This window comes from Pseudomonas sp. UBA6562, from assembly GCF_002434265.1.
GTDB lineage: Bacteria > Pseudomonadota > Gammaproteobacteria > Pseudomonadales > Pseudomonadaceae > Aquipseudomonas.
The window spans coordinates 84642-106663 of record NZ_DJJS01000008.1 but is presented as its reverse complement, the minus strand read 5'-3'; the positions used below and the strand labels follow the sequence as shown (position 1 = coordinate 106663).

Below are 22022 nucleotides of genomic sequence, written 5' to 3'. Positions count from 1 at the left end.
TGCGTCGAGCGGAAAGTTCTACCTGTTTTGAGCGATAGTTCCGAACGGTAACGGCACCGGATTTCGAGTGTAGGAGATACCCGGTAGAAAATGTGACCCGCTGGTCACAAAAGTGGGGCCTGCAAGCACATTTGCAAGGATCGCGCCCTTTGCAAAGTTGCCGGGCTAGCGCTGGCGTTCGTCATGGCCGAGGCCAAAAGTGCCCCATGGGGTGGCATGCACAGTGGCAGCCTGCACGCTTATGGCGCGACTGCCGCCATAGGGCAGGGCACGGGGGAGGCAGGACTCGGCGCGCGCCTGCGGACGGGTTCAGTGGCGCCGTTGCAGCGACGCTTCGGTGCTGGCGTGGGTCTGCGTTTGCGCGACCTCCTTCAAGGGCACTTCCCCAACGGCCCGCGCCTGTTCGATCAGCAAGGCGTCGCCTTGCTCGCCCAGCAAGGCCTGCAAACGTTGGAAATCGCCGCACCACAAGGTTTCGACATCCAGATCGCGGGCCTTGTCGCGCGAGGGATCGAAGGCCACCGCGCGCACCTGCAAACGCGCGCCCTCGGCTTGACCGCCCACTTCGACCCCATACCCCGGCGTCGCCGGTTTGCGCAACACCACGCGGCCGGTCTGCGCCCAGCCCGTGGCCATCCCTTCGCGCACCTCGTAGCCCAGGCTGCTCAAGCCGCGCAGCACCGCCTCGCGGCGTGCCTGGGCCGCCAGGGCTTGGGCATGTGCGTCGAGCGCGGCTTGAGCCTGCGCGATCAAGGCATCCAGGTCGGCGAGGCGGTCGCCCGGCCCGCAGGCGTCCAGTTGCGTGCGCAATGCCACCTGGGTCGCGGCCCGCAGTGCGTCGGTCTCGGCTGTCGAATCGGCCAGCGCATGGAGTTCGCCTGCCAGGCCCCGCACCCGTTGCAGCCGCTCGCGCACCTGCTCGAAGGCGCGGGTGGCGCTGGCGAGGTCGATCACCAAGCTGTCCAGCAACAGCGCCCGTTGCCCAGGTTGCTGCGCCTGCTCGGCGCGCTGCAAGGCGAGTAGGAAGGGTTGCGCCGCAGGCGCGCCTTGCAACAGCTGCAACTGCGCGATGTAGCGGTCGATACGCAGCAGGCGCTCGTCACGTCCGGTGCCTGCCCCCTGCGTGGCCAGCCATTGGGCGTAGGAGGGCTGTTCGGCGTCGCCCTTGAGCTGTCGCGCCAATGCCTGCTGCGCCTCGCTCAAGGTGGTCGGGGAGGCAGCCTCAGACGCCAGCGCTGCGAAGCCCCGCGCCAGCACGGCATCCGCATCGTCCTGGCCAGGACCGTCACGCAAGCCGGCCAGCGCTTCCAATACCTGCGCTGCCACTGGCTGACGACTCGCCTCCAGGGCCTTGAGCAGCGCCTGGGCGTTCTCACGCACCTGACGCATGCGCTGACGCTGCTGCGCGGCCTGCTCGATCGCCCGGCCTTCGCGCTCGCGCAGGTCGCGGCGCAGGAACTCGATCTCCTCCGGCACCGCTTTTTGCAATTCGCTGAAACGTTCCTCGACCAACAACGTCTGCAACCGTGCGTGCCTGGCCTGGGTCGCGGCCAACTGTGCCGTGTCGACGCCGCTCAACCGAGTGGCCTGCACCGTCCAGTCCGCCATGGCCTGGGCCAGGCGTTGCAGATGGCCCTGGCAGATCGCCAGGATTTCCTCGCGGGTGACGATACGCACGACTTTCGGCCCACTCATGGCGCTACCTCGGTGGAAGAGGCCGGAGCCTCGTGGACGGGCGTGGGCAAGGTGCTGCCCATGGCTGCTTCGATCGCCAGGCGCAGGCGTTCGCGCTCGGCGGTGGGGTCGTGGTACCAGGCCTGCGACGACACCCGGTGCAGGTGCGCGATGGCCCGGCCCAGTACCCGCGGGCGCCAGATTTCCCGCGCCCGGGCATGGGCCAGCAAGGCGTGGCAAGGCGCGTCGCACTCGATGCCGATGGCGTATAGACCGGTCAGTGGGTGTTCGATGGCAAAATCCAGGCCGAAGGCATCGCCTTCGCTGGCCGGCGCGGCCTGCCAACCCAGGCTGGCGATGTACTCGCCCACCAGGCGCACGAAGCCGTCGCGCACGCCGTCCTGGACACGCGCCGGCAGGCTGCTGCGGTCGGTCTGCAAACGGTCGAGCAGGCGCGCGCCATTGGCGAACTCCCCGGCGGTCAAGCTGCGGGCGTATTCCAGGTAGCCCTGCAGGTAGTCGCGCGGGCTGGCCGGGGCACGCTGGGTGTTGAGCATGTCGGAGATGTCGGCGATCGGCATCGAGGTGATCATCACCACCTTGCGGCGTGCCCGCGTCACGGCCACGTTCAAGCGGCGCTCGCCACCGGTCTGCCCGAGCACGCCGAAGTTGCGGCGGAAGGTGCCCTGGCCGTTGCGGCCGAAGGTCGAGGAAAACACGATGATGTCGCGCTCGTCGCCCTGCACGTTTTCGACGTTCTTGACGAACACCGCCATGTTCTCGCCGTCTTCGCTGCGCTCGCGCTCTTCGGCGTAGGCCGCGCGGAAGGTCGGGTCCTGCTCGGCGCGCAGTTCCAGGCAATCTTCGATCAGCTCGGCCTGTTTGCGGTTGAAGGTCACCACGCCCACCGACTCGCGCGCGGCGAAAGGCTGCTGCCACAGACCGGCGAGGTAGTCGACCACCCGTTCGGCTTCGGCCGGGTTGCTCTGGTTCTGGTACACGCCTTCGACCTGGATCAGCTCCAATGGCTTGATGCGCTGGATGTTGGCCTGCGGATGGCGCACCGGCACGTTCAGGCGATTGCCGTAGAACGAGGCGTTGGAGAAGCCGATCAGCTCGCGGTAGGCCGAACGGTAATGGATTTGCAGCGTGGTGCTGGGCAGCACGTTGCGCGCCAGTTGCAGCAGGTCCGGGCAGTCCTTGATCTCGCGGCGGTTCCAGGTGTCTTCGAAGGCCTCGCGCTGTTCTTCGTCGGTGTCCTCGTTCGGCTCGTCGCCGTCGAACACCTGCGCTTCGTCGCTCTCGATGCGGCTGGAGAAGAACGCCGTGGGCGGCATCTGCTTCTCGTCGCCGCTGACCACCGTGACCTTGCCGCGGAACAGCGTCGGCAAGGCGTACTCCACCGGCATCTGCGAGGCTTCGTCGTAGATCACCATGTCGAACAGCCCGGCCTGGAGCGGCAGCACGCGGCTGGCCACGTCCGGGTTCATCAGCCAGACGGGGCGCAGGTGCATCAGCCCGATGCGGCTGCCCAGCTCGATGAACTCGCGCAGGCGCCGCGAACGCTTGCCGGTGAGGCGGGTGAGGTCTTCCCATTGCTTGCGGTTGCCCAGGCGGTCGGGATCGATGCCCTGGCCGAGCAGGTCGCGGTTGAGCAGGCGCATCTGTACGTCGGCCTCGGCCAGGCTGGCGATCTTGGCCTGCGCTTCGTGCTGGCTGAACAGCAGCTCGGGGTGGGCTTGCTCGATGCGGTGCTTCCAGCCGAGGCGGGCTTCCAGGTTGAGCACGCGGCGGACCGTGCCTTCGAGCTGTGCGGTTGGGATGGTGTCGAGGGCGTCCTGACGTTGGCGCAACAAGGCCAGCAACGCCAGTTCGGCCTCCGACAACAGGGTGGCGCGGGCGCGGAAGCGCTGGTAGGCGGCAAGGCTCGGCAGCGCGTCTTGCAGGGCTTGCAGGCTGACCTGGGTACTGCGGTTGTGGCGCACGGCATCGGCCAGCTCGGCCTGCAGGTCGGCGCCCAGCCACTGGCTCAGCAGCTCGAGGCGCACCAGGCTGGCCTGGCGTACGCCCTGGCGCAGCAAGGAGGCGTCGACGTCGGCCAGCAGCGCCTGCACCTGGCGTGGGTCGCCACTGAGTGCGGCGGCATCGCTCTGGGCCGGGCGCGGCGATTGCGCTAACGCGGCGGCCAGTTGCCGCACCTGGTGCAGGTGGCGTTGCACGCTGCGCACCTTGGGCAGCAGGTCGGGGCCGCTGTCGGCGGGCACCGGCGGCAGTTCGAGGGCGCGCTGTACGGTCTGCAATTGCCCGCGCAAAGGGCGCCAGGCACGCTCCAACTGCGCGGCGTCCAGCAGGGGCGGCAGCGCCGTGTCGAGGTCGTCGTGGCCGAGGGAGGCGAGAAAGCCGTACAAACGGCGGCGACGCAGGTAGCGCATCGGGTTGAGCCAGCGTTGCCAGCCCCGATCGGCGTGCACGCGCCGGGCGTCGTCGGCCACACGGGCGAAGGTCGCGTCGTCGAGTTGGCCCAGCGCTGGCGACAGGTCGGCGTGGTGCGCGCCTTGCTCCAAAGCGGCCAGTGCCGCGTCCAGTGCGTGCAGTTGGTTCAGCAGCGCGTCGCCGCGCAAGGTGCCGTCGCCAGGGCTTTCGCGGAACAGGGGTAGCCATTGCGCCAGGCGCTGGCAGGCGCGCTCGTCCAGGCCGAGCAAAGTGTTGGCATGGGCGGCGAGCCAGGCGCGGTAGGGGGCCGGGTCGTCGAGTTCGAAGCTGGCTGGATGCGCCAGCAGGGCCGCGTCGCGCTGGGCTTCGACTTCGCCGAAGCGCTGCAAGGTTTCGGCGAAGGCCTCAAGGGTGGGGGCGTCGGCGGCGAAGGCTTGCAGGCGGGCCAGCGGGCTGCCCTCGTAGCGCGCCGGCAGCCACAGGCCGATCAGCGGGGCGCAACGCTCCTCCAGCTGCGCCAGGCTACCGATATCGAGGTCGGCCAGGCGCTGGCGCAGGGCCGGGAAGTGCAGCGGCTCGGGCCCCGACTGCAGCTCGATCAGTTCGCCGAGCAGGCGCCGGTAGCTCAGGCCGCTGTCGGGGTCTGGCTGGTGCAGGCTCTGGTGGTAGCGGTCGAGTTCGCCTTCCAGGGTTTCGATGCGCGCGGCCAGTTGCTGGCGCTGACGCTGCCAGGGCGCGCTGGGATTGCCTTGGCCGAACAAGGTGTCGAGTTGCTCGCGGATGCCGCGAATGACCGGCTCGCGGTCGCGGTTGATGTCGTTGAGCATGACCACGCGCTGGCCCAGGCCTTCGGCGATCAGGCGTTTGTGCACCACCTCCAGCGCCGCATGCTTCTGGCAGACGATCAACAGGCTGCGCTGGCGGCCGATGGCATCGGCCACCATGTTGACGATGGTCTGGCTCTTGCCGGTGCCGGGCGGGCCTTCGACCAGCAGCCCGGGGCCTTGCCGGGCCTGCATCACCGCCGCTTCCTGGGACGGGTCGCTGGCTACGGTGAAGTAACGGTGCAACTCGCCCACCGCCTGGGGCTCGGCGAACTCGTCGGCGGTGGATTCGGCCGCCCGTAGGCGCAGCGCGGTTTCCAGACCCGTGCCCGAGGGCGCGAGGCTCTTCAGATGGCGCAAGTCTTCGCCGATGGCCTGGCCCATGAAGGTGACGTGGAACAGCACTGCCGCGCAGGCCAGTGCGTCCTGGTCCGAGGCCAGTTGCACCGACGGGCTGGGCAGTTCGCCGAGCTGGCGCGCGCGGGCTGGGGCGAGCATGCCGAAGGCGTCCATCACGTCGCTGGCGCGCAGGGACGAGCGGCCCAACAGCTCATCGGCCGTGGCGCGCCAACGCTTGCACGCCTCGACGCCCAACACGCTTTCCAGCGCCGGGTTCAGGCGCACCTCCTCGCGCTCGCTGTCGAAGGCCAGGGCGGCCTGGCCGCGTTGGCCCACTTCCAGTTGCAGGCTCAACGGCCATAGCAGCACCGGAACGATGCGAGGCCGCGCGTTACTGCGCGCATCGCGGCTGAGCAGGAAGGGGAAGCCCAGGTACAGCCCGTCGATGCCGGTGTCGCGCTTGTACAGCGCGCTCTGCCGGTGCAGGCCGTGCAGGCGCGCGGCCAGGCCCGGGTCGAGCTGCAGCGTCTGCGGGTCGAGGTTGACTGCACGGGCGTTGCGTTGCAGCAGGTGGTCGAGCAAGGCCGGGGCAGGGCGCCGCTCGCTGTGCAGCTCATTGAGGTCGACGCGGGCCGTGGTCTTGCCGATGGCCATGCGCACCAGCGGGCCGCGCATCACCGCGCTCACCACCTTCTTCTCGAAGAAGTCCAGGATCTGCGCGACGTACTGCTGTTTCTGCGGCTCCAGCCATTGGCTGGGTTCGATCGCCAGCAGCACCAGGGCCTGGGCCAAAGGCATGCGTCGCTCCAGACGGAACTGTTCGGCCCACTGGTCGACCGCTTCAACACCGCAGCGGGCAAAGCCCTGGATGCGTTCGTCGACACTGCGCATCAGCTCCGCCTGCGGGCGTTGCAGGCGTTGCGCGGCGGTGTCCGCGTCGAACCAGCCCACTTCATGCTCGCGCGCCAATGCGGCGGCTTCGGCGATGATCGCATCGGCGGCACGGAACTGGCTCAGGCTCGCGCTGAGCAGCACGATCAGGTCCTCCTCGGCGATCAGCCGGCGTTGGCTGAGCGACTGCAAACCGGGGTGGTCGGTGTCGGGGAACAGCCGCTGGCGCGCCTCCCACTGGCTGGCCAGGGTGGCCCGCGAGGTCGACAGCAGGTAGATGCGCAGGTCGTCTTCGACCAGTTCGATGTGCTGGTGCAGGGCGCGCTGGCGCACGTTCTGCGCGCGGGTCTTGAGGCGGCTGAGCCAATGGTCGCTGTGCAGGCGTTCGAGCAGTTCCGGCACTTCGCCGCTGATCAGGCCATAGCCCTCCAGCGGATGCTCCAGCAGCCAGCCGGGGGTGACGATCTCGCCGCGCAGGATCAACGGAATTTCCGGGTTGAGCAGCTTCAGCGCGAGCATCAGACGCAGGTCGTCGTGCAGGCCTTCGTGCTGCACCACCTGGCGCAGGCCGGCGAGCACCGTGGGCGCCAGGCCGGTCTGCTCGGCCCAGGTCACGATCACCCCGCGCAGCAGGTGCTGCAAAGCTTCGGGCCAATGCTCGGCCTGCGCCGCGGCCAGGGCGAAGACCTGGGCGTTGCGGTAGTGGCGGTCGCCGAGCGACAGGCGCGCGCCGGTGCCATCGTCCGGGGTGTCGTTGGCGGCAGGCGGGGCCGGTACCTCGGCGCCGTCGAGCCAGGCCGCGACCTGTGGCCACTGCCAGCGCTGGTGGCGGTCACGGGCGAGCAGGCCGCGCAGCAGCAGGTGCAGGCGCGGCTCCAAGGTGTCGGGCAGCGGCACGCCATTGGCCAGCACATGGATGAGGAAAGCATTGGCCTGCACGCCTTCGAAGCAGGCACCGCGGGTCAGCTGTTCGAGCAGGATCATGCCCAGGCTCCACCAGTCCGACGCTGCGGCCACGCCACCGGCGACCGCTTCGGGCGCCATGTAGCGGCTGGTTTCCAGAGGCGAGACGATGTCCAGGTCGAACTCCGACAGGCGCGCCGAGCCGAAGCCGCTGATGACCATGTCCAGCGGCTCGCGGCTGCGCACCAGCAGGCTGGTCGGGCGCAGGTCGCGGTGGCGCAGACCGGCTTCGTTGAAGGCGTGCAGGGCCTGGCCCACTTCACGCAGCAGGTGGCTGGCGCTGTCGAGGTCGACCACCACGGGGCCGAGGTCGGCCAGGCTGCCGCCGTCCAGCGCCTCGATCACTTCGAAGGCGCGGCCTTGCCAACGGCCGGTGGCGAACAACTCGGGCACGTGGGCCAGGGGCAGGCGGCGCAGTACGTCGTAGATGGCCGGGTCCGGCTCGGCGCCGGGGCGGTAGAGGGTGAGCACAGCGCGTTGGCCGCTGTCGCGGTGTTCGGCCAGGTAGCGCTCGCGGATGCCGTCGGTGTTGCTGATCGCCTGCTCCAACCGCCAGCCTTCCACTTCGCTGGGGGTGTCGTTGGCAAGTGTATCGCCTGTGTCTTCGTCGACAGGGGCGCAGGTGGGTGGCTCAGCGTTCGCGGCTTGGGCCCGGTCCGCCTGGGCGAGGGCTGCCACCGGTGCGCCGCAGGTCAGGCACATCAGGTCGCCGGGCTCCAGGGCATGGCCGTTGCCGCACTGCGGTGCCAGCGCGGGCGCCGAGCCCCCGGCGCCGTTGGCTGGCGCTGTGGCCGACGGATCGGCCGGGGCTGCCGATTCGATCGGGTGCCCGATATCGGCCGCCTGAGCCTCGCTCGGCGCGGCCTCGGTCGGGCGCCAGCCGTCGGCATGGATCGGCTCGGCGGACAGGTCCCAGGCGCAAGGCTGGCCGTGCACGGTGCCGGCGCAGAACAGCTCGTCGAGGCCACGCTCGGTGTGGCAGTTGGGGCAAAAACGCATCATGTCGGTGAACTCCGCTCAGCGCCGCTTCGACGTGTGGGCGCTGGTCTGTAACTGGTGGCCCTGGCTGTGCAGCAGGTCGCGCAGGCGCAACAGGTCGCCACGTCGCGGGATGCCTGCCATCCACACGCTGCCGGCCTCGTCGAACATGAGGTCCAAGGCCTTGTCGGCGGCGCGCAGGGGGCGTTGGTAATCGGCCAGGCGGGCCCGGCCGAGCGGCGTGAGCAGGCTCAGGCGCTGGTTGTCGCTGCCGCGCAGGGCGAGGGTCTGTTCGCTGTGTTCTTGGTAGGGGTCGCTGATCAGACCGTCGATCAGCCCCTGGGTTTGTTCCAGTTGCGGGCCCAGCGCTTCCAGGCTGTGGCCGCTGTACACCAGGATGTCGCCGGCGCTGCGCTGGCGCAGGGCGCGCAGCAGGGCGAGGAGGGCGTCGAACTGCTCGAACGGCTCGCCGCCGGAGACCGTGATGCCGTCGGCCTGGGCCAGCCAGGGCGCGATCTGCGTCAGCAGCGCGTCCAGGCTCACCTGGCGCTTGCCAGGCCCCCAGGTGTCGGCCGAGATGCAGCCGGGGCAGCGCAGACTACAGCCCTGGAACCAAATGCCCAGACGTTGGCCCGGCCCCAGGGTGGTGACGGGAAAATGCACCCGCGACAGGCTCAGGTGCATGCTCAGCGCGCTTCCAGGGTCAGGCCGGCGGCGTCCAGGGCGCCGATGCGCAGGGCTTGGCCCGGCTGCACGTCCTGGTCGAACAGCGCCCGCGCCAGCGGGTTGAGCAAGTGCGCTTCGAGCTGGTTGCGGATGCCCCGGCCGCCGTTGCCCAGGTCTTGCAGGCACAGGGCGTGCAGGGCCTGGCGCGCCGGTTCGCCGAATTCGACGCTGAAGCCCTGGGCTTGCAGGTCGGCGAAGGTGGTCGCGACCATCTGCTCGAAGATCTGCGTGGCCACCTCTTCGCGGATGAAGTCGAAGACGATGATGTTCTCGCCGATCCGGTTGAGGATTTCCGGACGGTTGAGCACCAACTTGAAATAGCGGTCGATCTCGCTGTGGACTTTGCCCTGCACCTGCTCGAACGGCTCATGGGGCTGCACGTTGGCGACCCGCTCGCCGTTTTCGCCCTGGCGGTAGATGCCCAGGTTGGAGGTGAACACGATCAGCGCTTCGGAAAAGTACACGCGGTCGCCGCGCCCGGAGGTGAGCACGCCGTCGTCGAGGATCTGCAGGAACTTGTCGAGGATGCGCGGGTGGGCCTTTTCGATCTCGTCGAACAGCACCACGCTGAAGGGTTTCTCGCGGATGGCGTTGGTCAGTTCGCCGCCCACGTCGTAACCGACGTAGCCGGGCGGCGCGCCGATCAAGCGCTGGTCGGCGTGTTCGGCGCTGAATTCCGACATGTCGAAGCGGATGTACGCGCTTTCGTCGCCGAACAGCAGGTGGGTGATGGTCTTGGCCAGCTCGGTCTTGCCGACTCCGGTGGGCCCGGCCAGAAAGGCCACCCCGCGCGGGCGGTTGCCCTTGCGGCTGGCGCCCACGCCGGTCACCGCGCGCTTGACGATGTCGAGCATGTGCGTGACCGCGTGGCGCTGGCCCTTGACCCGTCGCTGGACGATGCCGTCGGCGTTGCGGATGCGCGTTCGGTCCAGGCTCAACCAGGGGTCTTCGGTGACGCCCACTTTGTAGCGGCGCACGGCGTCGCTGATCTGCGTCATGTCCACGTTCTCGACCCGCGCCAGCTGGGCGATGGCGCTGAGGTCGAGCAGCAGCAGCCCTTCGGTGTTTTCCACGAAAGCCTCGACGGCCGCGTCCAGCGCCTGCGGCTCGGCGCCCTGGCTGCCGACGAGGCCGCGCAGCAGGGCCGGCGCCAGTGCGCGGCGTGCGCGTTGGTCGGGTTTGCCGACCGGGATGTGGCGCAGGCGCGGATTGTCCACCAGCAGCCAGTCGGGCAGGTCGCCTTCTTTCTCCACCAGCCACAGCAAGGTGTTGAAGAACGGCTTGCGCTCGGCCGTGGCAGGGCGGCTGCGCGCCTGGTGCGAAAGCACCAGGGCCTGGGTGAAGAGGCGATGCTCGGCGGCGCTGAGCTGGTCGTTGCGCACCGCCAGGCGCGAGGCGAAATCGAGGATCAGCGCCACGGGCTCGCCGCCCTGGGCGACCAGGCGCTCCAACGTCACGCCGAGCAGGTCGATGCCGGCCGGCGCCACACCGTCCACGGCATTGAGGCCCAAGGCCTGCAAGGCGGCCAGGCCGCCGGCCGGGTCGGCGCCAGGGCGGTGCATGGCGGTGAAGCCGCTGACCGGGTTCCACAGCAGCACGTGGCTGAAACCGGCATCGAGCAGGGCATTGCACAAGGTCTGGTTGAAGCTTTGCGCGGTGACCGCGCCAGGGGCGATCTGCGTGGCTTGCAAGTCGCGGATGTTGCCCGTCAGGACGAATTGACTCTTGAGGGGCAGAAAGCGCACGAGGTCGCGCAACCAGCGTGGCCGTTCGAAATGGACAATCCCTGACATGTTCGTGCTCGCGGCGTGGGTCGATAGCGCAGGGTATGGGGCGGGGGCGGTATTTTCCAGTTTTGCTGTGAGGAAAATACGCGGTGGGTGTAGTTCGACGGTATGGACCCCGCTAGGCTACCACGATAGTGGCTTTAAGCCATATCACGCTGATTGGCATGCCAGAAGACCGTCTACCAAGCGGGTGATGGGCAGTGCAAAGATTGTCCGACAATTTGCACGAAACACCTTGCTTCCCGCTTCGCTTGGGCTAGGGTTGGCACAACGCTATCGATCCATACGCCTTTAGTCTCAGGAGGAGCCTGGCATGCGCATTCGTGGTGATTCGTTCTGGTCGTGGGCCGATCCCACGCTGCACCATCGTCGGCATGACGAAGCCCTGCCCAATGGCACGTGCCTCGACGTACAAGTCCGCCTTTCCCGCACCGGGGCGACCCAACTGTTCCTTGGCGTGTATGGCGCTTCGGGCTTGGCGTTGCACGAAGAAGCCTATGCGTCGCGCCCCGGCGAGTCGATGACCCGCGCCTTGGCCTGGGGCGTGGTGCGGGCCAGGCAGGTCGCGGTCGAGCTGGCCACCTTGGCATGCGTGCCCACGGTACGGCAGGTTCCCCTACAGGCCACCGGCCCCTGCTGAGGGCATCGAACGCTGCCTGCGCAGGCGCGTCAGGTTCTGACGCCGGCCTCTGCTAGCATCGACGGTTCACCGCAGCCAGGGAGTGGCGCATGAAGTCCGTCGTGATCAAAGTCCACCGTAGCGAATACCCCCAACCCATTCGTCTAGACGCTGGGCAACTGCTGAGCGTTGGCCAGCGCTACGAGGGCAGCGAAAACTGGGAAGACTGGTACCTGTGCACCTGCGCCGGACAATCGCCCGGCTGGGTACCGGCGCAGTTGATCGAGATCCTGGGCGTGGGCCAGGGCCGTGCCCGAGAGCCGTATTGCGCCCACGAACTGGATGTGGAGCCGGGCCAGTTGATCGAGGCGCTGCGCCCGCTGAACGGCTGGTACTGGTGCAAACGTTTAAGCGATGGCGAGCTGGGCTGGTTGCCGGCAGAAGTGCTGAGGCTGCCCGGGCAAGTGGTCGACGCCTTCTGATCTGCTTTTTTTTCGCCAACCTGAATCTGTAACCGTATCAGTTGCAGCGCGACCATAGCGCTACCCCAGCCGAGCGACCAGGCCTGTGCTGGGCCGGCTGCGCGCCATGGCATCGGCGCTCGTCAGCCAGGCCGTTTGGTTAACGCACTGAGAGGTTTCAATGGGCAAGCTCGCGTGGTTTCTTGGAGGATTTCTGCTACTGACCATCGGTATCGGCCTGCTGGGAACCATTCCACCCCCCTGATCGTCGGTGCCCGGCCCGGCCCGGCCCGTCCTGCCCCTGGACGGGACCAGGCTGTTGGCGGTGTATGGCCTGTCAAGGGTGGCAGGTCATGATCCGTTCACACGGCTTGCGGTACCCTGCGCAGCGTCCTGATCCAAGGAGGCACGCGCAATGATGCGAACCCACAAAGGTGCAGCTGCGATGGGGCGGTGGCGCACGCATTTTCTCGATCACACCTCATTCCACGAAGACGACTACGCACGTGCGCTGTTGCAAGCGCAAGTGCTCGAACAGGCGGGCGCCATCAGCACCCGCGAATGGATCGAACTGGTCAGGCAGGCCAACCAGGCTTTGTTGAAAATCGATTGAGTAAGGTAGGAAATTTGTCCACAGAAACCGTGGGTAGGTCTGTGGATAACGCGCTCAAGGGCTTGGCTTCAAAGGCTTTGGTTGGATTGCGCAGAATTTGTACAAATTATGTTTATCATCCCTGATTGTTGCTCCCAAGGCGTTTCGCTCAAGGTGCGCGCAGGTGCTGCGCAGGCTTTGACCCATCACCAATCCTGGGAAAATACGAAACACAGCTTATTGCCTTCCGGGTCTCTGCAATAAGCGGCGTAGAAGCCTGCGCCGTACTGCGGGCGCGGCCCGGGAGCGCCTTCATCGCTGCCGCCGTGGCGCAGCGCAGTGCCCCATGCGGCCTGGACTTGATCCGGGCCTTGCGCAGCGAAACTGACCTGGGTGCCATTGCCTGCGCTGGCAGGTTGGCCGTCGTAGGGCCGTTGCACATAGAACTGCGGCCATTCGGCGCCAGGCGTCTGCCAGCCAGCCCCTTCAGGCCCCTGGTCGTCGACTTGCGGTAGGCGCTCCAGGCCAAGGCATGTCAAAACGGCATCGTAGAACGCGATCATGCGCGGTAGGTCGCGCGTACCTAATTGAATGTGGCTGAACATGCGGCGTTTCTCCGTGATCAGGTGGTGATTGCATGGGGCAACTATACGCTGTGAAGCGGCCGGGCGAGGGGGCCGACGGCCGTCCAGGCTGCCAGAAACAAACGAGCGGCAACGGTGGTGGCACGTGCAGGGAAAGACTCAGCATGATGATGAAATGATTAGCAAACGCTTATGATTATCATGTAGATTGCCGCGCTCATGGAGCTTTCCTCTCTGCACAAGGAGTCCGCCTGCAATGCCGCCGTCCCTCAATCCGTCCAAATCCCTGGCACTCGGTGTCTGCCTTTCCATCTTCGGCTCCGCGTCATTGGCAGAGACGGAAACGGAAATAGAAATCGATTCCGAAGCCGAGACGCGCGTGCTGGAACTTGGCAGCACCGATGTCCTCGCCACAAGCCTTGGCCGCACCACGGAAAACAGCGGCTCCTACACCACTGGCAACATGAGCGCCGCCACCCGCCTGCATCTCTCGATCAAGGAAACGCCCCAGTCGGTATCGGTGATGTCCCGCCAGCAGCTCGACGATTTCCAGCTCAACACCTTGTCCGAGGCCATGGCCCACGTCACGGGCGTTACGGTACAGCGCAACGATTCGGAGCGGCCGACCTATTACTCGCGCGGCTACGCCATCAACAATTTCCAGATCGATGGCATGCTCAACACTTTTTCGGGGCTCAAGTCCGATTCGGACACCATCATCTACGACCGCATCGAGGTCGTGCGCGGCGCCACGGGCCTCACCACCGGGGCCGGCGACCCGTCCGGGACGATCGCCATGGTGCGCAAGCGCCCCACCCATGCATTGGCCGCCAAGGCCGGTGTCAGCGCGGGCAGCTACGACAATTATTACTCCTACCTCGACGTCGGCGGGCCTCTGGGCTGGGACGGGCGCTTACGCGGGCGCACGGTGCTGGCCTACCGCGACAACCGATCGTTCATGGACAAGTACGCGAACCAACGCGAAGTGGCCTATGGCGTGCTCGAAGCGGACCTGACCGACAGCACGGTGCTCGCGGTCGGCTACGACTACCAGAACAAGCACGTGCAGGGCTCCTCATGGGGCACCGTACCCTTCTGGAACGCCGATGGCAGCAAAGCCGATCTGCCGCGCTCGACCAACCTCAGTGCACCCTGGTCGTCTTGGCCGCTGCAGGACCAGACCTTCTTCGCCACCCTCGATCAGCGCTTGGGCAATGACTGGCTGATGAAGGTCGCCTACACCCACCGCCAGAGCGAGACCGACGGCAAGGTGTATTACGGCGGCAACGGCTTCCCCGAAGCCAACGGCAGCGGCATGCAGGCCTGGTATTCGCATTTTGGTGGCGAAGAAAGGATGGAGGCGCTCGACTTCAACCTCGCCGGGCCGTTCCAATTGCTGGGCCGCACCCACGACTTCATGATCGGCTACGGCGAATCGGAGCGGCGCAACAGCGAGCCTTACCGTACCGGCCTGAACGTGGGCGAGGGCTACGACAAGATCGCCGACTGGAAATACATGGGCGGTGTGCCGAAGTTCTACGACATCGACACCGGCCTGGACAACGGGCGCTCGCACACTCGGCAGAAGGCCGGCTACATCGCTACGCGCCTGAACCCCACCGAACGCCTGCACCTGGTGCTGGGCAGCCGCTATGGCAGCTGGGACACCGAGCGCAAGAACTGGTCCTACGACGACACTCTCGCCGTGACCGGCCGATCGCATAGCGCGCAGACGCAAAACGATCAGTGGACTCCTTACGCCGGCGTGCTGTACGACCTCAACGACCGATTCACGGCCTACGCCAGTTACGCTGACATCTTCAATCCGCAATCGGTGGTGGACGTCGACAAGCAGTACATCGAGCCCATCGTGGGCAAGGTCTACGAGCTGGGACTCAAGGGCAGCCTGCTCGAAGAGCGCCTGAACCTGAGCACTGCCGTGTTCCGCAGCAAGCAGGACAACGTGGCTGAAGTCGACGACTCGGTGCCGCCTAATGGCAACGAAGTGTTCTACACCTCAGGCGGCAAGGGCATCGTGGTCGAAGGCTTCGAAGCCGAGATCGCGGGTGAGGTGGCGAGCGACTGGCAAATGAGCATGGGTTACAGCTACACCCACGCCGCTGCCGCCAACAAGCAGCGCAAGGGCACCGAGCAACCACTGAACCTAGTGCGGTTCTCCACCACCTACCAAGTGGTGCCTGCCTTGACGGTGGGCGCCAGCCTGGATTGGCAGAGCGATACCTTCCGCTTGGCCAACCGACCGATAGGCCGCAAGGGCGATACGATCGTCACCACCCGTGACAAGATCAGCCAGAAGGCGTTTTCCGTGGTCGGACTGATGGCTCGCTACCGCATCGACCGGCACCTGAGTGCGTCGATCAACGTGAAGAATCTTTTCGACGAGCACTATTACAACAATGTCGGCTTCTACAACGGCGTCTACCACGGCGAGCCGCGCACGCTGATGGTGGGGCTTGACTGGACGCTTTAGGTTGAACCCGCGAGGCGATGGGTCGGCTGCACTCAGCTCACTTCCCGCTGCGTCGCATGCTGCACCACGCGATTGCGGCCCTGTGCCTTGGCGCGGTAGAGGGCCTGGTCGGCCTGGATCAGCAGGCTGTCCAGGTCGTCGTCCGGCGCCGCGGTGCCGCCGGCCAGGCCGATGCTGACGCTGATGCGCAGGGTTGGGCCGTAACCTTGCAGCGTGAGCGACTCGACCGCCCGGCGCAGCCGTTCGGCGAGGAAGCTGGCTTGGGGCGGGGCCAGGCTAGGCACCACGATGGCGAACTCTTCGCCGCCCAAACGGGCGAACAAAGCGCCTTTGCCCAGTTGGTCCTGCACAGTACGCGCGAATTGGCGCAGCACCTGGTCACCCACGGCATGGCCATGACGGTCGTTGATGGACTTGAAGTGGTCGATGTCGAGCATCATCAGGGTGATCGGCAACCCCGGCTGACGGCAGCTGTGCAGCAGAGCGCCGGCCTGGTGCGTGAAGGCGCAGCGGCTCAGAGCACCGGTCAGGTGGTCGACCGCGGCCTGGTGCGCCAGGCGGCCGAGCAACTGCCGGTTGGCGTGGCTGACGCAGGCCACCACCAGTGGCCCCAGTACCAGCATCGCGATGCCCAGGCGCGCCGACATCAACGCGGTGACCGCTGTCTCCGTCTGCGGCAGGCTGAAGCGCATGACGTTTTGCGCCACGGCGACGATCAGCGTGCTGCCCGCGCCCAGCGTCAACAGCGACAGCAGGAACGGCGAGTAGCTCAGGGCGCACCACACCAATGCGGCGATTGGAAACGCGATGGCGCCAGGCCCCCCCACCGCCAGACCCAACCCCAGCGAACCGAGCAGCACCAGGAGCGGGGCTAGCGGGATCGGCTGGCTGCCACTGCGCAGCATGCCGCGTGCCGAAGGGGCGCTAAGGACCACAGGCAGCACCAGCACACTGGTGGAGAACTGCTCGCTGAACCACGCCAGCCAGGTGGCGCGCACCGACTCGTCGAACCAGGGCGCGGCCACCAGACAGGCCAGGCTTGCCGCCACCACGGCGGCGCTGGCGCTGGCGCCGAGCAGGCACAGCACGCCATAGGGCGTATGCAGGCGACGGTCGTTGCGCGGCAGGCGCGCCATCAGCAGCCACAAGGTCGAGACCACACTGAGGTTGCACAGGTTGAACCACAGCGCGGGGCGCCACTCGCTACCGCAGGCCAGGTCGGCGGTGACCATGGCCAGGTAGATCAGGCACCAGCCAAGCGGGCTGGCCTGGCGGGGATGGCGCAGCAGCAGACCTGCCAGCACCGCGTTCACCGGCCAGAACAACGACAGCGAGGCGAACGGGCGCGCCAGAATGCCGGCCAGCGTCAACACCAGCGTCAGGCTGAACAAGGCCAGGTAGATCACCAGACGCGAACGGGCTGAAAACACCATGAACGTGGACCACATGCGCGGTGAAGAAGAAAGACCGAGCTTCGAGGTCAGGCTCGGCAACGACGCGGGAAGTGTGGTTCAAGCGAGTAATTGATGTCAAATGGATGTCATCGTGGCCGGTTCGTTGGCGATTGGCTGTACCGCAAGCGGGCAAATACTCGACTCACAAGGGAAACAACCACGGCACCATGACCACCGTCACCAGCATCACCAGCACCGTGAACGGCACACCGACTTTGACGAAGTCGGCAAAACGGTACTGCCCTGGCCCCAGCACCAATGTGTTGACCGGCGAAGACACCGGCGTCATGAAGGCCGCCGACGCGGCCAGCGCCACGGTCATGGCGAACGGGTAGGGCGAGAGGCCCAGTTGGCTGGCCATGCTGATCGCCACCGGCGCCATCAGCACTGCGGTGGCGGTGTTGGAGATGAACAGACCGATCACCGCCGTCAGGGCGAACAGGCACGCCAGCATCGTGCGCGGGCCGGCACCGCCGAGCAGGCCGACCAGGCCGTCGACCGCCAGGGCAATGCCGCCGGTTTGTTGCAGCGCCAAGGCGAAGGGCAGCATGCCGACGATCAGCACCAGGCTCTGCCAATGGATGGCGCGGTAGGCACTGTTCATGTCGATGCAGCGCCCGGCACCCATCAACAGACAACCGATCAGCGCCGCCACTACATTGGGCACCAGCCCGCTGACCATCAGCGCCACCATCACCGCCAGACTGGCCAGCGCTTGCGGGGCGCGGCGACGTGCCGGGGCGACCTGGTCGATTTCGGCCGGCAGGCTGAGCACGATGAAGTCATGCGGGTGGGTCTGCAGTTGGCGGATGGCCTTCCACGGGCCGACGACCAGCAGCGTGTCGCCCATGCGCAGTGGAGTTTCCAGCAGGTCCTCTTCGACGGCCTGCTGCTCACGGCGCAGGCCCATGACGTTGAGCCCCAGGCGTGTGCGCAACGCCAAACCCAATACGGTCTTGCCCAGCAGGCTCGAACCAGGCGGCAGCGACACTTCGGCCATACCCAGATCCTGGGACTGGTCGATGAAATAGGCGGCCTTGAAACGCAGGGGTTCGAGCTGCATCGACTGGCACAGGCCGCGCAGGTCGTTGCCTTTGTCGAACAGATCGAGCAACAGCACGTCGCCCGCCTGCAGCACGGTCGCCGAATCGGCAGCGATCACCCGCGTGGTGAATTTATGCTGGCGTTCGATGCCCACCACGTTGGCGCCGTGGGCCGTGCGCAGCGCCAGCTCGCCCAGCGAATGGCCGACCAGGGGGGAGTGTGCGCGGACCCGCAGACGTCGCTCGCGGCCGCTGAGTTTATAGTCCTGCACCAGATCATGCAGGGTCGGACGCGCCTGGCTGCGACCCTCGGCGTGCGACTCGCCCTTGAGCCAGCGGCGCGTCACGAGCATGTAACCGACACCCAGCACCAGCACCACCAAGCCGAACGGGGTGAAGCTGAAGAAGCCGAACCCTTCGACGCCATGGCGCAGCAACTCGCCATGAACCACCACGTTTGGCGGCGTCGCGACCAAACTGAGCATGCCGCTGATCAGGCCGGCGAAGCTCAATGGCATCATCAAGCGGCTGGGCGCGATGTGCAGACGCGCGGCGATGCTCAGCACGATCGGAATGAAGATCGCCACCACGCCCGTCGAGCTCATCACCGAGCCCAGGCCCGCCACCGACACCATCAACAGCAGCAACAGGCGCACTTCGCTGTGGCCTGCCGTGTCGCTGAGCCATTCGCCGATGCGGTAGGCGATGCCGGTGCGCACCAGACCTTCGCCGATCACGAACAGCGCGGCGATCAACACCACGTTGGGGTCGCTGAAGCCGGCCAGGGCCTGTTCGATGGTCAGGACGCCGGACAGCGGCAGGGCGAGGATCACCAACAAGGCGACCACGTCCATGCGCGGGCGGTTGCGGATGAACAGCACGACGGCGACGGTCAGCAGGGCGAGTACCCAGAACAGCTGGACATTCATGGAGCGGGTGATCCTTCACGTGAGGGAGCTGGAGGCGCGCATGGTCGAGGTTGCGCCGGGGCCGAGCGCAGACTGTGCAGGTTTTCGCTGACGGATGCATTGATGTGTTGCAGGTGTCTTGCAATGGATACGAGCACAAGCTCGTCATGCGTATCGGCTGCCGCAAGGATGTGCGCAGGCCATGCGCCAGTGGCTTGCGCTGCGCAGTAGGCCGTAGGGCTGTCGAGGCGCCGAGGGGGGTAGTCCTTGAGGGCAGTCTTACGGGTGGGCTGGAACTGTAGGGCGGAGCGGAGGTGGAGGTGAAACCGCCGCGTCGCTGCGAATGCAGACAGACGCGGGGTCTCGAAGGCCAATGGCAGCGCCGGCACTCCGTTTCAGCGGAGGGACACGCTAGCTGCCGTGTGGATCCGGGGCAGGCTTATTTCTTGCCAGAGTGGATGGCCAGAATCACACCGTTGGTGGTCTGTACCAGCACATAACGGCCAGCCATCTTCACCCAATGGCTTTCTTTTTCCGGCGCCGGCAGGCCCTTGGACTGCCAGTCTTTGACAGCCGCTTCGTCACGCTTGTACTGGTCGGGCGCTTTATCGCCGACTTCCAGCTCACGGTTGCGCGTCTCGTTGGACTTGACGCTTTCTTGGGTCGATTCGGCGGCTTGCACCACCATCGGCACGCCGACCAGGGTGCCGGAGAAGAGCAGGGCGCAGAGCAGAGAGTTGGCTTTCATACCGGTGTTCCTTATGGACGTGTGTACAAAATCCGACATCCCAGCGCGACGACAATTCACTTTGCGTGCTGGCCGGGTGCTAGAGTCACGTTCTTTTTTTCGAGGAATGAACATGCGAGCACTACTGCCGATGGCCGCCGCGCTGCTGATGGTCGGCTGTGCCTCATCGACCATGGACGCCGCCCGTACCGCCGCGCCCAACGCCCAGCTCGATTCGCGCAAGAACGCCGACCTGGTGGCCCAGTGCATCCAGTACGGTTGGCAGGACGAAAAGGTGTTCGGGGTCGATGCCAGCGGTTACCTGGAAACGCGCAAGGCGGGCGGCTTCACGGTGTATACACGCGAAGCGCAGGCGTTCGTGGACGTCTACCCGCAAGGCGGCGGTACCCATATCGATTTCTATGCGGCGCAGCACGATGGCGTGGCCTTGCAGCGCAAGGCGGCCGCCGCTACCTGCTTGTAAGCGTAATACTCAGCGGCGGCTGCACGCTCACGCCAGATAGCCGCCGTCGACGGCCAGCGCAGCGCCCGTGGTATAGCTCGACGCCGCGCTGGCCAGGTACAGCACCGCCCCTGCCATTTCATTCGGTTCGGCCACGCGTTTGAGGGGAATGTGTTGCAGGGCGGTATCGAGAATGGCCTGGTTCTTCACCAGCGCCGCGGCGAACTGGGTATCGGTCAGCCCTGGCAGCAGGGCATTGCAACGAATGCCGAACGGTGCGCACTCCTTGGCGAAGGCCTGGGTCATGTTGATCACCGCCGCCTTGGTCACCGAATAGATGCCCTGGAAATGCCCCGGCGTGACGCCATTGATCGAAGCCACGTTGATGATGCTGCCGCCGCCATGCTCGCGCATCAGTTTGCCGGCCGCCACCGACATGAAGAAATAGCCGCGAATGTTGACGTCCACGGTCTTCTGGAAAGCGCCGGGGTCGGTGTCGAGGATGTTGCAGAACTGCGGGTTGGTGGCTGCGTTGTTGACCAGGATGTCGAGCCGGCCGAAGCGCTCGCGAACCGCGTCGAAGGTGCCTTCGATCTGCCCCAGGTCGCCGATGTGACAGGCCATGGCGGTCGCCTGGCCTCCCGCCGCGACGATGGCGTCGGCCACCTGTTGGCAGCCTTCGAGTTTGCGACTGGTCACCACCACATGGGCGCCCTGTTGGGCCAGGAGCTGGGCGATGGCCGCGCCGATGCCGCGGCTGGCGCCGGAAACGAGGGCGATCTTGCCGTCGAGGTCGAACAATTGCGTCTTGGACATGGGGCGCTCCTGAAACGGGTCAGAGGGGTGAGCGGGCGATGACGTGGAGGGTCATCTGCTCGAGCAGGTGGTTCATGCGGACGAAGCTGGCGAAACGGGCGTCCTGCGTCTGGCGATGGAAGTAGCGGTAGTAGATCTGCTGGACGATGCCGGCCAGCCGGAACAATCCATACACGTGATAGAAATCGACGTTGTCCAGTCGCAACCCGCTGCGCTCGGCATAGCGCGCGACGAACTGCCGGCGGCTGAGCATGCCCGGCGCGTTGCTCGGTTGGCGGCGCAGCTGCTGGATCGGCGCAGGATCGTCGGCTTCGATCCAGTAGGCCAGGCTGTTGCCCAGGTCCATCAGCGGGTCGCCCAGGGTAGCCATTTCCCAGTCGAGCACGCCGATGATGCGCGCCGGATCGGCCGGGTCGAGGATGACGTTGTCCAGGCGGTAGTCGTTGTGCAGGAGCGCCGGGCGCGGGTGGTCGGCGGGCAGGTGCTCGCGCAACCAGGCGATCGCCCGCTCCCAGCGCGGCGCGTCGGGAGTGAGCGCCTGTTCGTAGCGCGTTGCCCAGCCCTCGATCTGGCGCTGCACGTAGCCCTCGGGCTTGCCCAGGTCGGCCAGGCCGCAGGCTGCGTAATCCACCTGGTGCAACTCGGCCAGGCGGTCGATTAAGCTTTCGCACAACGCCCGGGTCGCGGCTGGCTCCAGGCCCAGTGCCGGCGGCAGGTCGGCGCGCAGGATGATGCCTTCGACCCGCTCCATCACGTAGAACTCGCTGCCGATCAGCGCAGTGTCGGTGCAGTGCAGATAGGCCTTGGGGCAATAGGGGAAACCGGCGTTGAGCTGGTTGAGGATGCGAAATTCGCGGCCCATGTCGTGGGCGCTCTTGGCCTTGTGGCCGAAAGGCGGGCGGCGCAGCACCAGGTCCCGCTCGGCGTAGCGCAGCAGGTAAGTGAGGTTGGAAGCTCCGCCCGGATACTGACGAACCTCAGGGCTGCCGCTCAGGCCCGGCAGGTGGGCCTTGAGGTAGGTGTCGACCGCCGTCACGTCGAAGGCTTCGCCGCTGCGGACGTCGATGGTGTGATCTGTAGGCATCGGTCTTCCTTGTAGTTGTCTCGACCAACCTGGCCACGGTAATCAGCGCACCGGCCGGCGACAAGCGATCCAGGCCTCGATAGACCGGGGTGTTGGGGGTCGATCAGCTGCTGTGATGCGAGCGGGGCGACGCAAGCCGAAGGCCAAAAAAAACCGAAGCCAACA

The 22022-nt window shown here is 66.4% G+C and carries 15 protein-coding genes; 5 read left to right on the top strand and 10 right to left on the bottom strand.

What is annotated here, in order from left to right; all coding sequences use genetic code 11:
- Positions 1-309: 309 nt before the first annotated feature.
- The 4 genes from B4M43_RS16260 to B4M43_RS16245 are packed head-to-tail and all read right to left on the bottom strand — an operon-like array spanning position 310 to position 10621.
- Positions 310-1695, bottom strand: coding sequence for a hypothetical protein (locus B4M43_RS16260; protein WP_296268506.1), 1386 nt, complete (start codon positions 1693-1695; stop codon positions 310-312).
- On the bottom strand, positions 1692-8126 hold the full coding sequence (locus B4M43_RS16255) for an AAA domain-containing protein (RefSeq protein ID WP_296268505.1): 6435 nt from the start codon (positions 8124-8126) through the stop codon (positions 1692-1694). Before B4M43_RS16255 ends, B4M43_RS16260 begins: the two co-directional genes overlap by 4 nt.
- Positions 8127-8141: 15 nt before the next feature.
- Positions 8142-8786 (bottom strand): 4Fe-4S cluster-binding domain-containing protein, encoded by a 645-nt coding sequence (locus B4M43_RS16250; RefSeq protein WP_296268504.1) that lies wholly within the window; start codon positions 8784-8786, stop codon positions 8142-8144.
- 2 nt (positions 8787-8788) lie between these two features.
- On the bottom strand, positions 8789-10621 hold the full coding sequence (locus B4M43_RS16245; protein ID WP_296268503.1) for an AAA family ATPase: 1833 nt from the start codon (positions 10619-10621) through the stop codon (positions 8789-8791).
- A 307-nt stretch (positions 10622-10928) separates the two neighbouring features.
- Between B4M43_RS16245 and B4M43_RS16240 the strand changes: the two genes are divergently transcribed.
- The 3 genes from B4M43_RS16240 (at position 10929) to B4M43_RS16230 (ending at position 12308) form a co-directional block, all read left to right on the top strand.
- Complete coding sequence (locus B4M43_RS16240) at positions 10929-11255, top strand: hypothetical protein (protein WP_296268502.1); 327 nt, start codon at positions 10929-10931, stop codon at positions 11253-11255.
- 89 nt (positions 11256-11344) lie between these two features.
- Positions 11345-11716, top strand: coding sequence for an SH3 domain-containing protein (locus tag B4M43_RS16235; protein ID WP_296268501.1), 372 nt, complete (start codon positions 11345-11347; stop codon positions 11714-11716).
- Between the two features lie 394 nt (positions 11717-12110).
- On the top strand, positions 12111-12308 hold the full coding sequence (locus tag B4M43_RS16230) for a hypothetical protein (protein ID WP_296268500.1): 198 nt from the start codon (positions 12111-12113) through the stop codon (positions 12306-12308).
- Positions 12309-12493: 185 nt separating this feature from the next.
- On the opposite strand, the gene B4M43_RS16225 is transcribed toward B4M43_RS16230, so the two are convergent.
- Positions 12494-12892, bottom strand: a complete 399-nt coding sequence (locus B4M43_RS16225; RefSeq protein ID WP_296268499.1) for a VOC family protein — start codon at positions 12890-12892, stop codon at positions 12494-12496.
- A gap of 235 nt (positions 12893-13127) precedes the next feature.
- On the opposite strand from B4M43_RS16225, the gene B4M43_RS16220 reads away from it, so the two are divergent.
- On the top strand, positions 13128-15362 hold the full coding sequence (locus B4M43_RS16220) for a TonB-dependent siderophore receptor (protein WP_296268498.1): 2235 nt from the start codon (positions 13128-13130) through the stop codon (positions 15360-15362).
- A 32-nt stretch (positions 15363-15394) separates the two neighbouring features.
- On the opposite strand, the gene B4M43_RS16215 is transcribed toward B4M43_RS16220, so the two are convergent.
- The 3 genes from B4M43_RS16215 to B4M43_RS16205 form a co-directional block, all read right to left on the bottom strand.
- Positions 15395-16795, bottom strand: a complete 1401-nt coding sequence (locus B4M43_RS16215; protein WP_296268497.1) for a GGDEF domain-containing protein — start codon at positions 16793-16795, stop codon at positions 15395-15397.
- Positions 16796-16958: 163 nt separating this feature from the next.
- Entirely contained in the window at positions 16959-18788 is a 1830-nt protein-coding gene (locus B4M43_RS16210) for an SLC13 family permease (protein WP_296268496.1), read from the bottom strand.
- A gap of 418 nt (positions 18789-19206) precedes the next feature.
- On the bottom strand, positions 19207-19515 hold the full coding sequence (locus B4M43_RS16205) for an RcnB family protein (RefSeq protein ID WP_296268495.1): 309 nt from the start codon (positions 19513-19515) through the stop codon (positions 19207-19209).
- Positions 19516-19627: 112 nt separating this feature from the next.
- On the opposite strand from B4M43_RS16205, the gene B4M43_RS16200 reads away from it, so the two are divergent.
- Entirely contained in the window at positions 19628-19978 is a 351-nt protein-coding gene (locus B4M43_RS16200; RefSeq protein ID WP_296268494.1) for a hypothetical protein, read from the top strand.
- Between the two features lie 27 nt (positions 19979-20005).
- Here the strand turns inward: B4M43_RS16200 and B4M43_RS16195 are convergent, their stop codons facing one another.
- The gene (locus B4M43_RS16195) at positions 20006-20773 is read right to left on the bottom strand and encodes an SDR family oxidoreductase (RefSeq protein WP_296268493.1); all 768 of its coding nucleotides are present in this window, start codon (positions 20771-20773) and stop codon (positions 20006-20008) included.
- Positions 20774-20792: 19 nt separating this feature from the next.
- Positions 20793-21857, bottom strand: coding sequence for a phosphotransferase family protein (locus B4M43_RS16190; protein WP_296268492.1), 1065 nt, complete (start codon positions 21855-21857; stop codon positions 20793-20795).
- Positions 21858-22022 lie beyond the last annotated feature (165 nt).

Coding starts and splice junctions, on each gene's coding strand:
- B4M43_RS16260 (WP_296268506.1), bottom strand. CDS start 1,695: ATGAGTGGGCCGAAAGTCGTGCGTATCGTCACCCGCGAGGAAATCCTG.
- B4M43_RS16255 (WP_296268505.1), bottom strand. CDS start 8,126: ATGATGCGTTTTTGCCCCAACTGCCACACCGAGCGTGGCCTCGACGAG.
- B4M43_RS16250 (WP_296268504.1), bottom strand. CDS start 8,786: ATGCACCTGAGCCTGTCGCGGGTGCATTTTCCCGTCACCACCCTGGGG.
- B4M43_RS16245 (WP_296268503.1), bottom strand. CDS start 10,621: ATGTCAGGGATTGTCCATTTCGAACGGCCACGCTGGTTGCGCGACCTC.
- B4M43_RS16240 (WP_296268502.1), top strand. CDS start 10,929: ATGCGCATTCGTGGTGATTCGTTCTGGTCGTGGGCCGATCCCACGCTG.
- B4M43_RS16235 (WP_296268501.1), top strand. CDS start 11,345: ATGAAGTCCGTCGTGATCAAAGTCCACCGTAGCGAATACCCCCAACCC.
- B4M43_RS16230 (WP_296268500.1), top strand. CDS start 12,111: ATGATGCGAACCCACAAAGGTGCAGCTGCGATGGGGCGGTGGCGCACG.
- B4M43_RS16225 (WP_296268499.1), bottom strand. CDS start 12,892: ATGTTCAGCCACATTCAATTAGGTACGCGCGACCTACCGCGCATGATC.
- B4M43_RS16220 (WP_296268498.1), top strand. CDS start 13,128: ATGCCGCCGTCCCTCAATCCGTCCAAATCCCTGGCACTCGGTGTCTGC.
- B4M43_RS16215 (WP_296268497.1), bottom strand. CDS start 16,795: ATGGTGTTTTCAGCCCGTTCGCGTCTGGTGATCTACCTGGCCTTGTTC.
- B4M43_RS16210 (WP_296268496.1), bottom strand. CDS start 18,788: ATGAATGTCCAGCTGTTCTGGGTACTCGCCCTGCTGACCGTCGCCGTC.
- B4M43_RS16205 (WP_296268495.1), bottom strand. CDS start 19,515: ATGAAAGCCAACTCTCTGCTCTGCGCCCTGCTCTTCTCCGGCACCCTG.
- B4M43_RS16200 (WP_296268494.1), top strand. CDS start 19,628: ATGCGAGCACTACTGCCGATGGCCGCCGCGCTGCTGATGGTCGGCTGT.
- B4M43_RS16195 (WP_296268493.1), bottom strand. CDS start 20,773: ATGTCCAAGACGCAATTGTTCGACCTCGACGGCAAGATCGCCCTCGTT.
- B4M43_RS16190 (WP_296268492.1), bottom strand. CDS start 21,857: ATGCCTACAGATCACACCATCGACGTCCGCAGCGGCGAAGCCTTCGAC.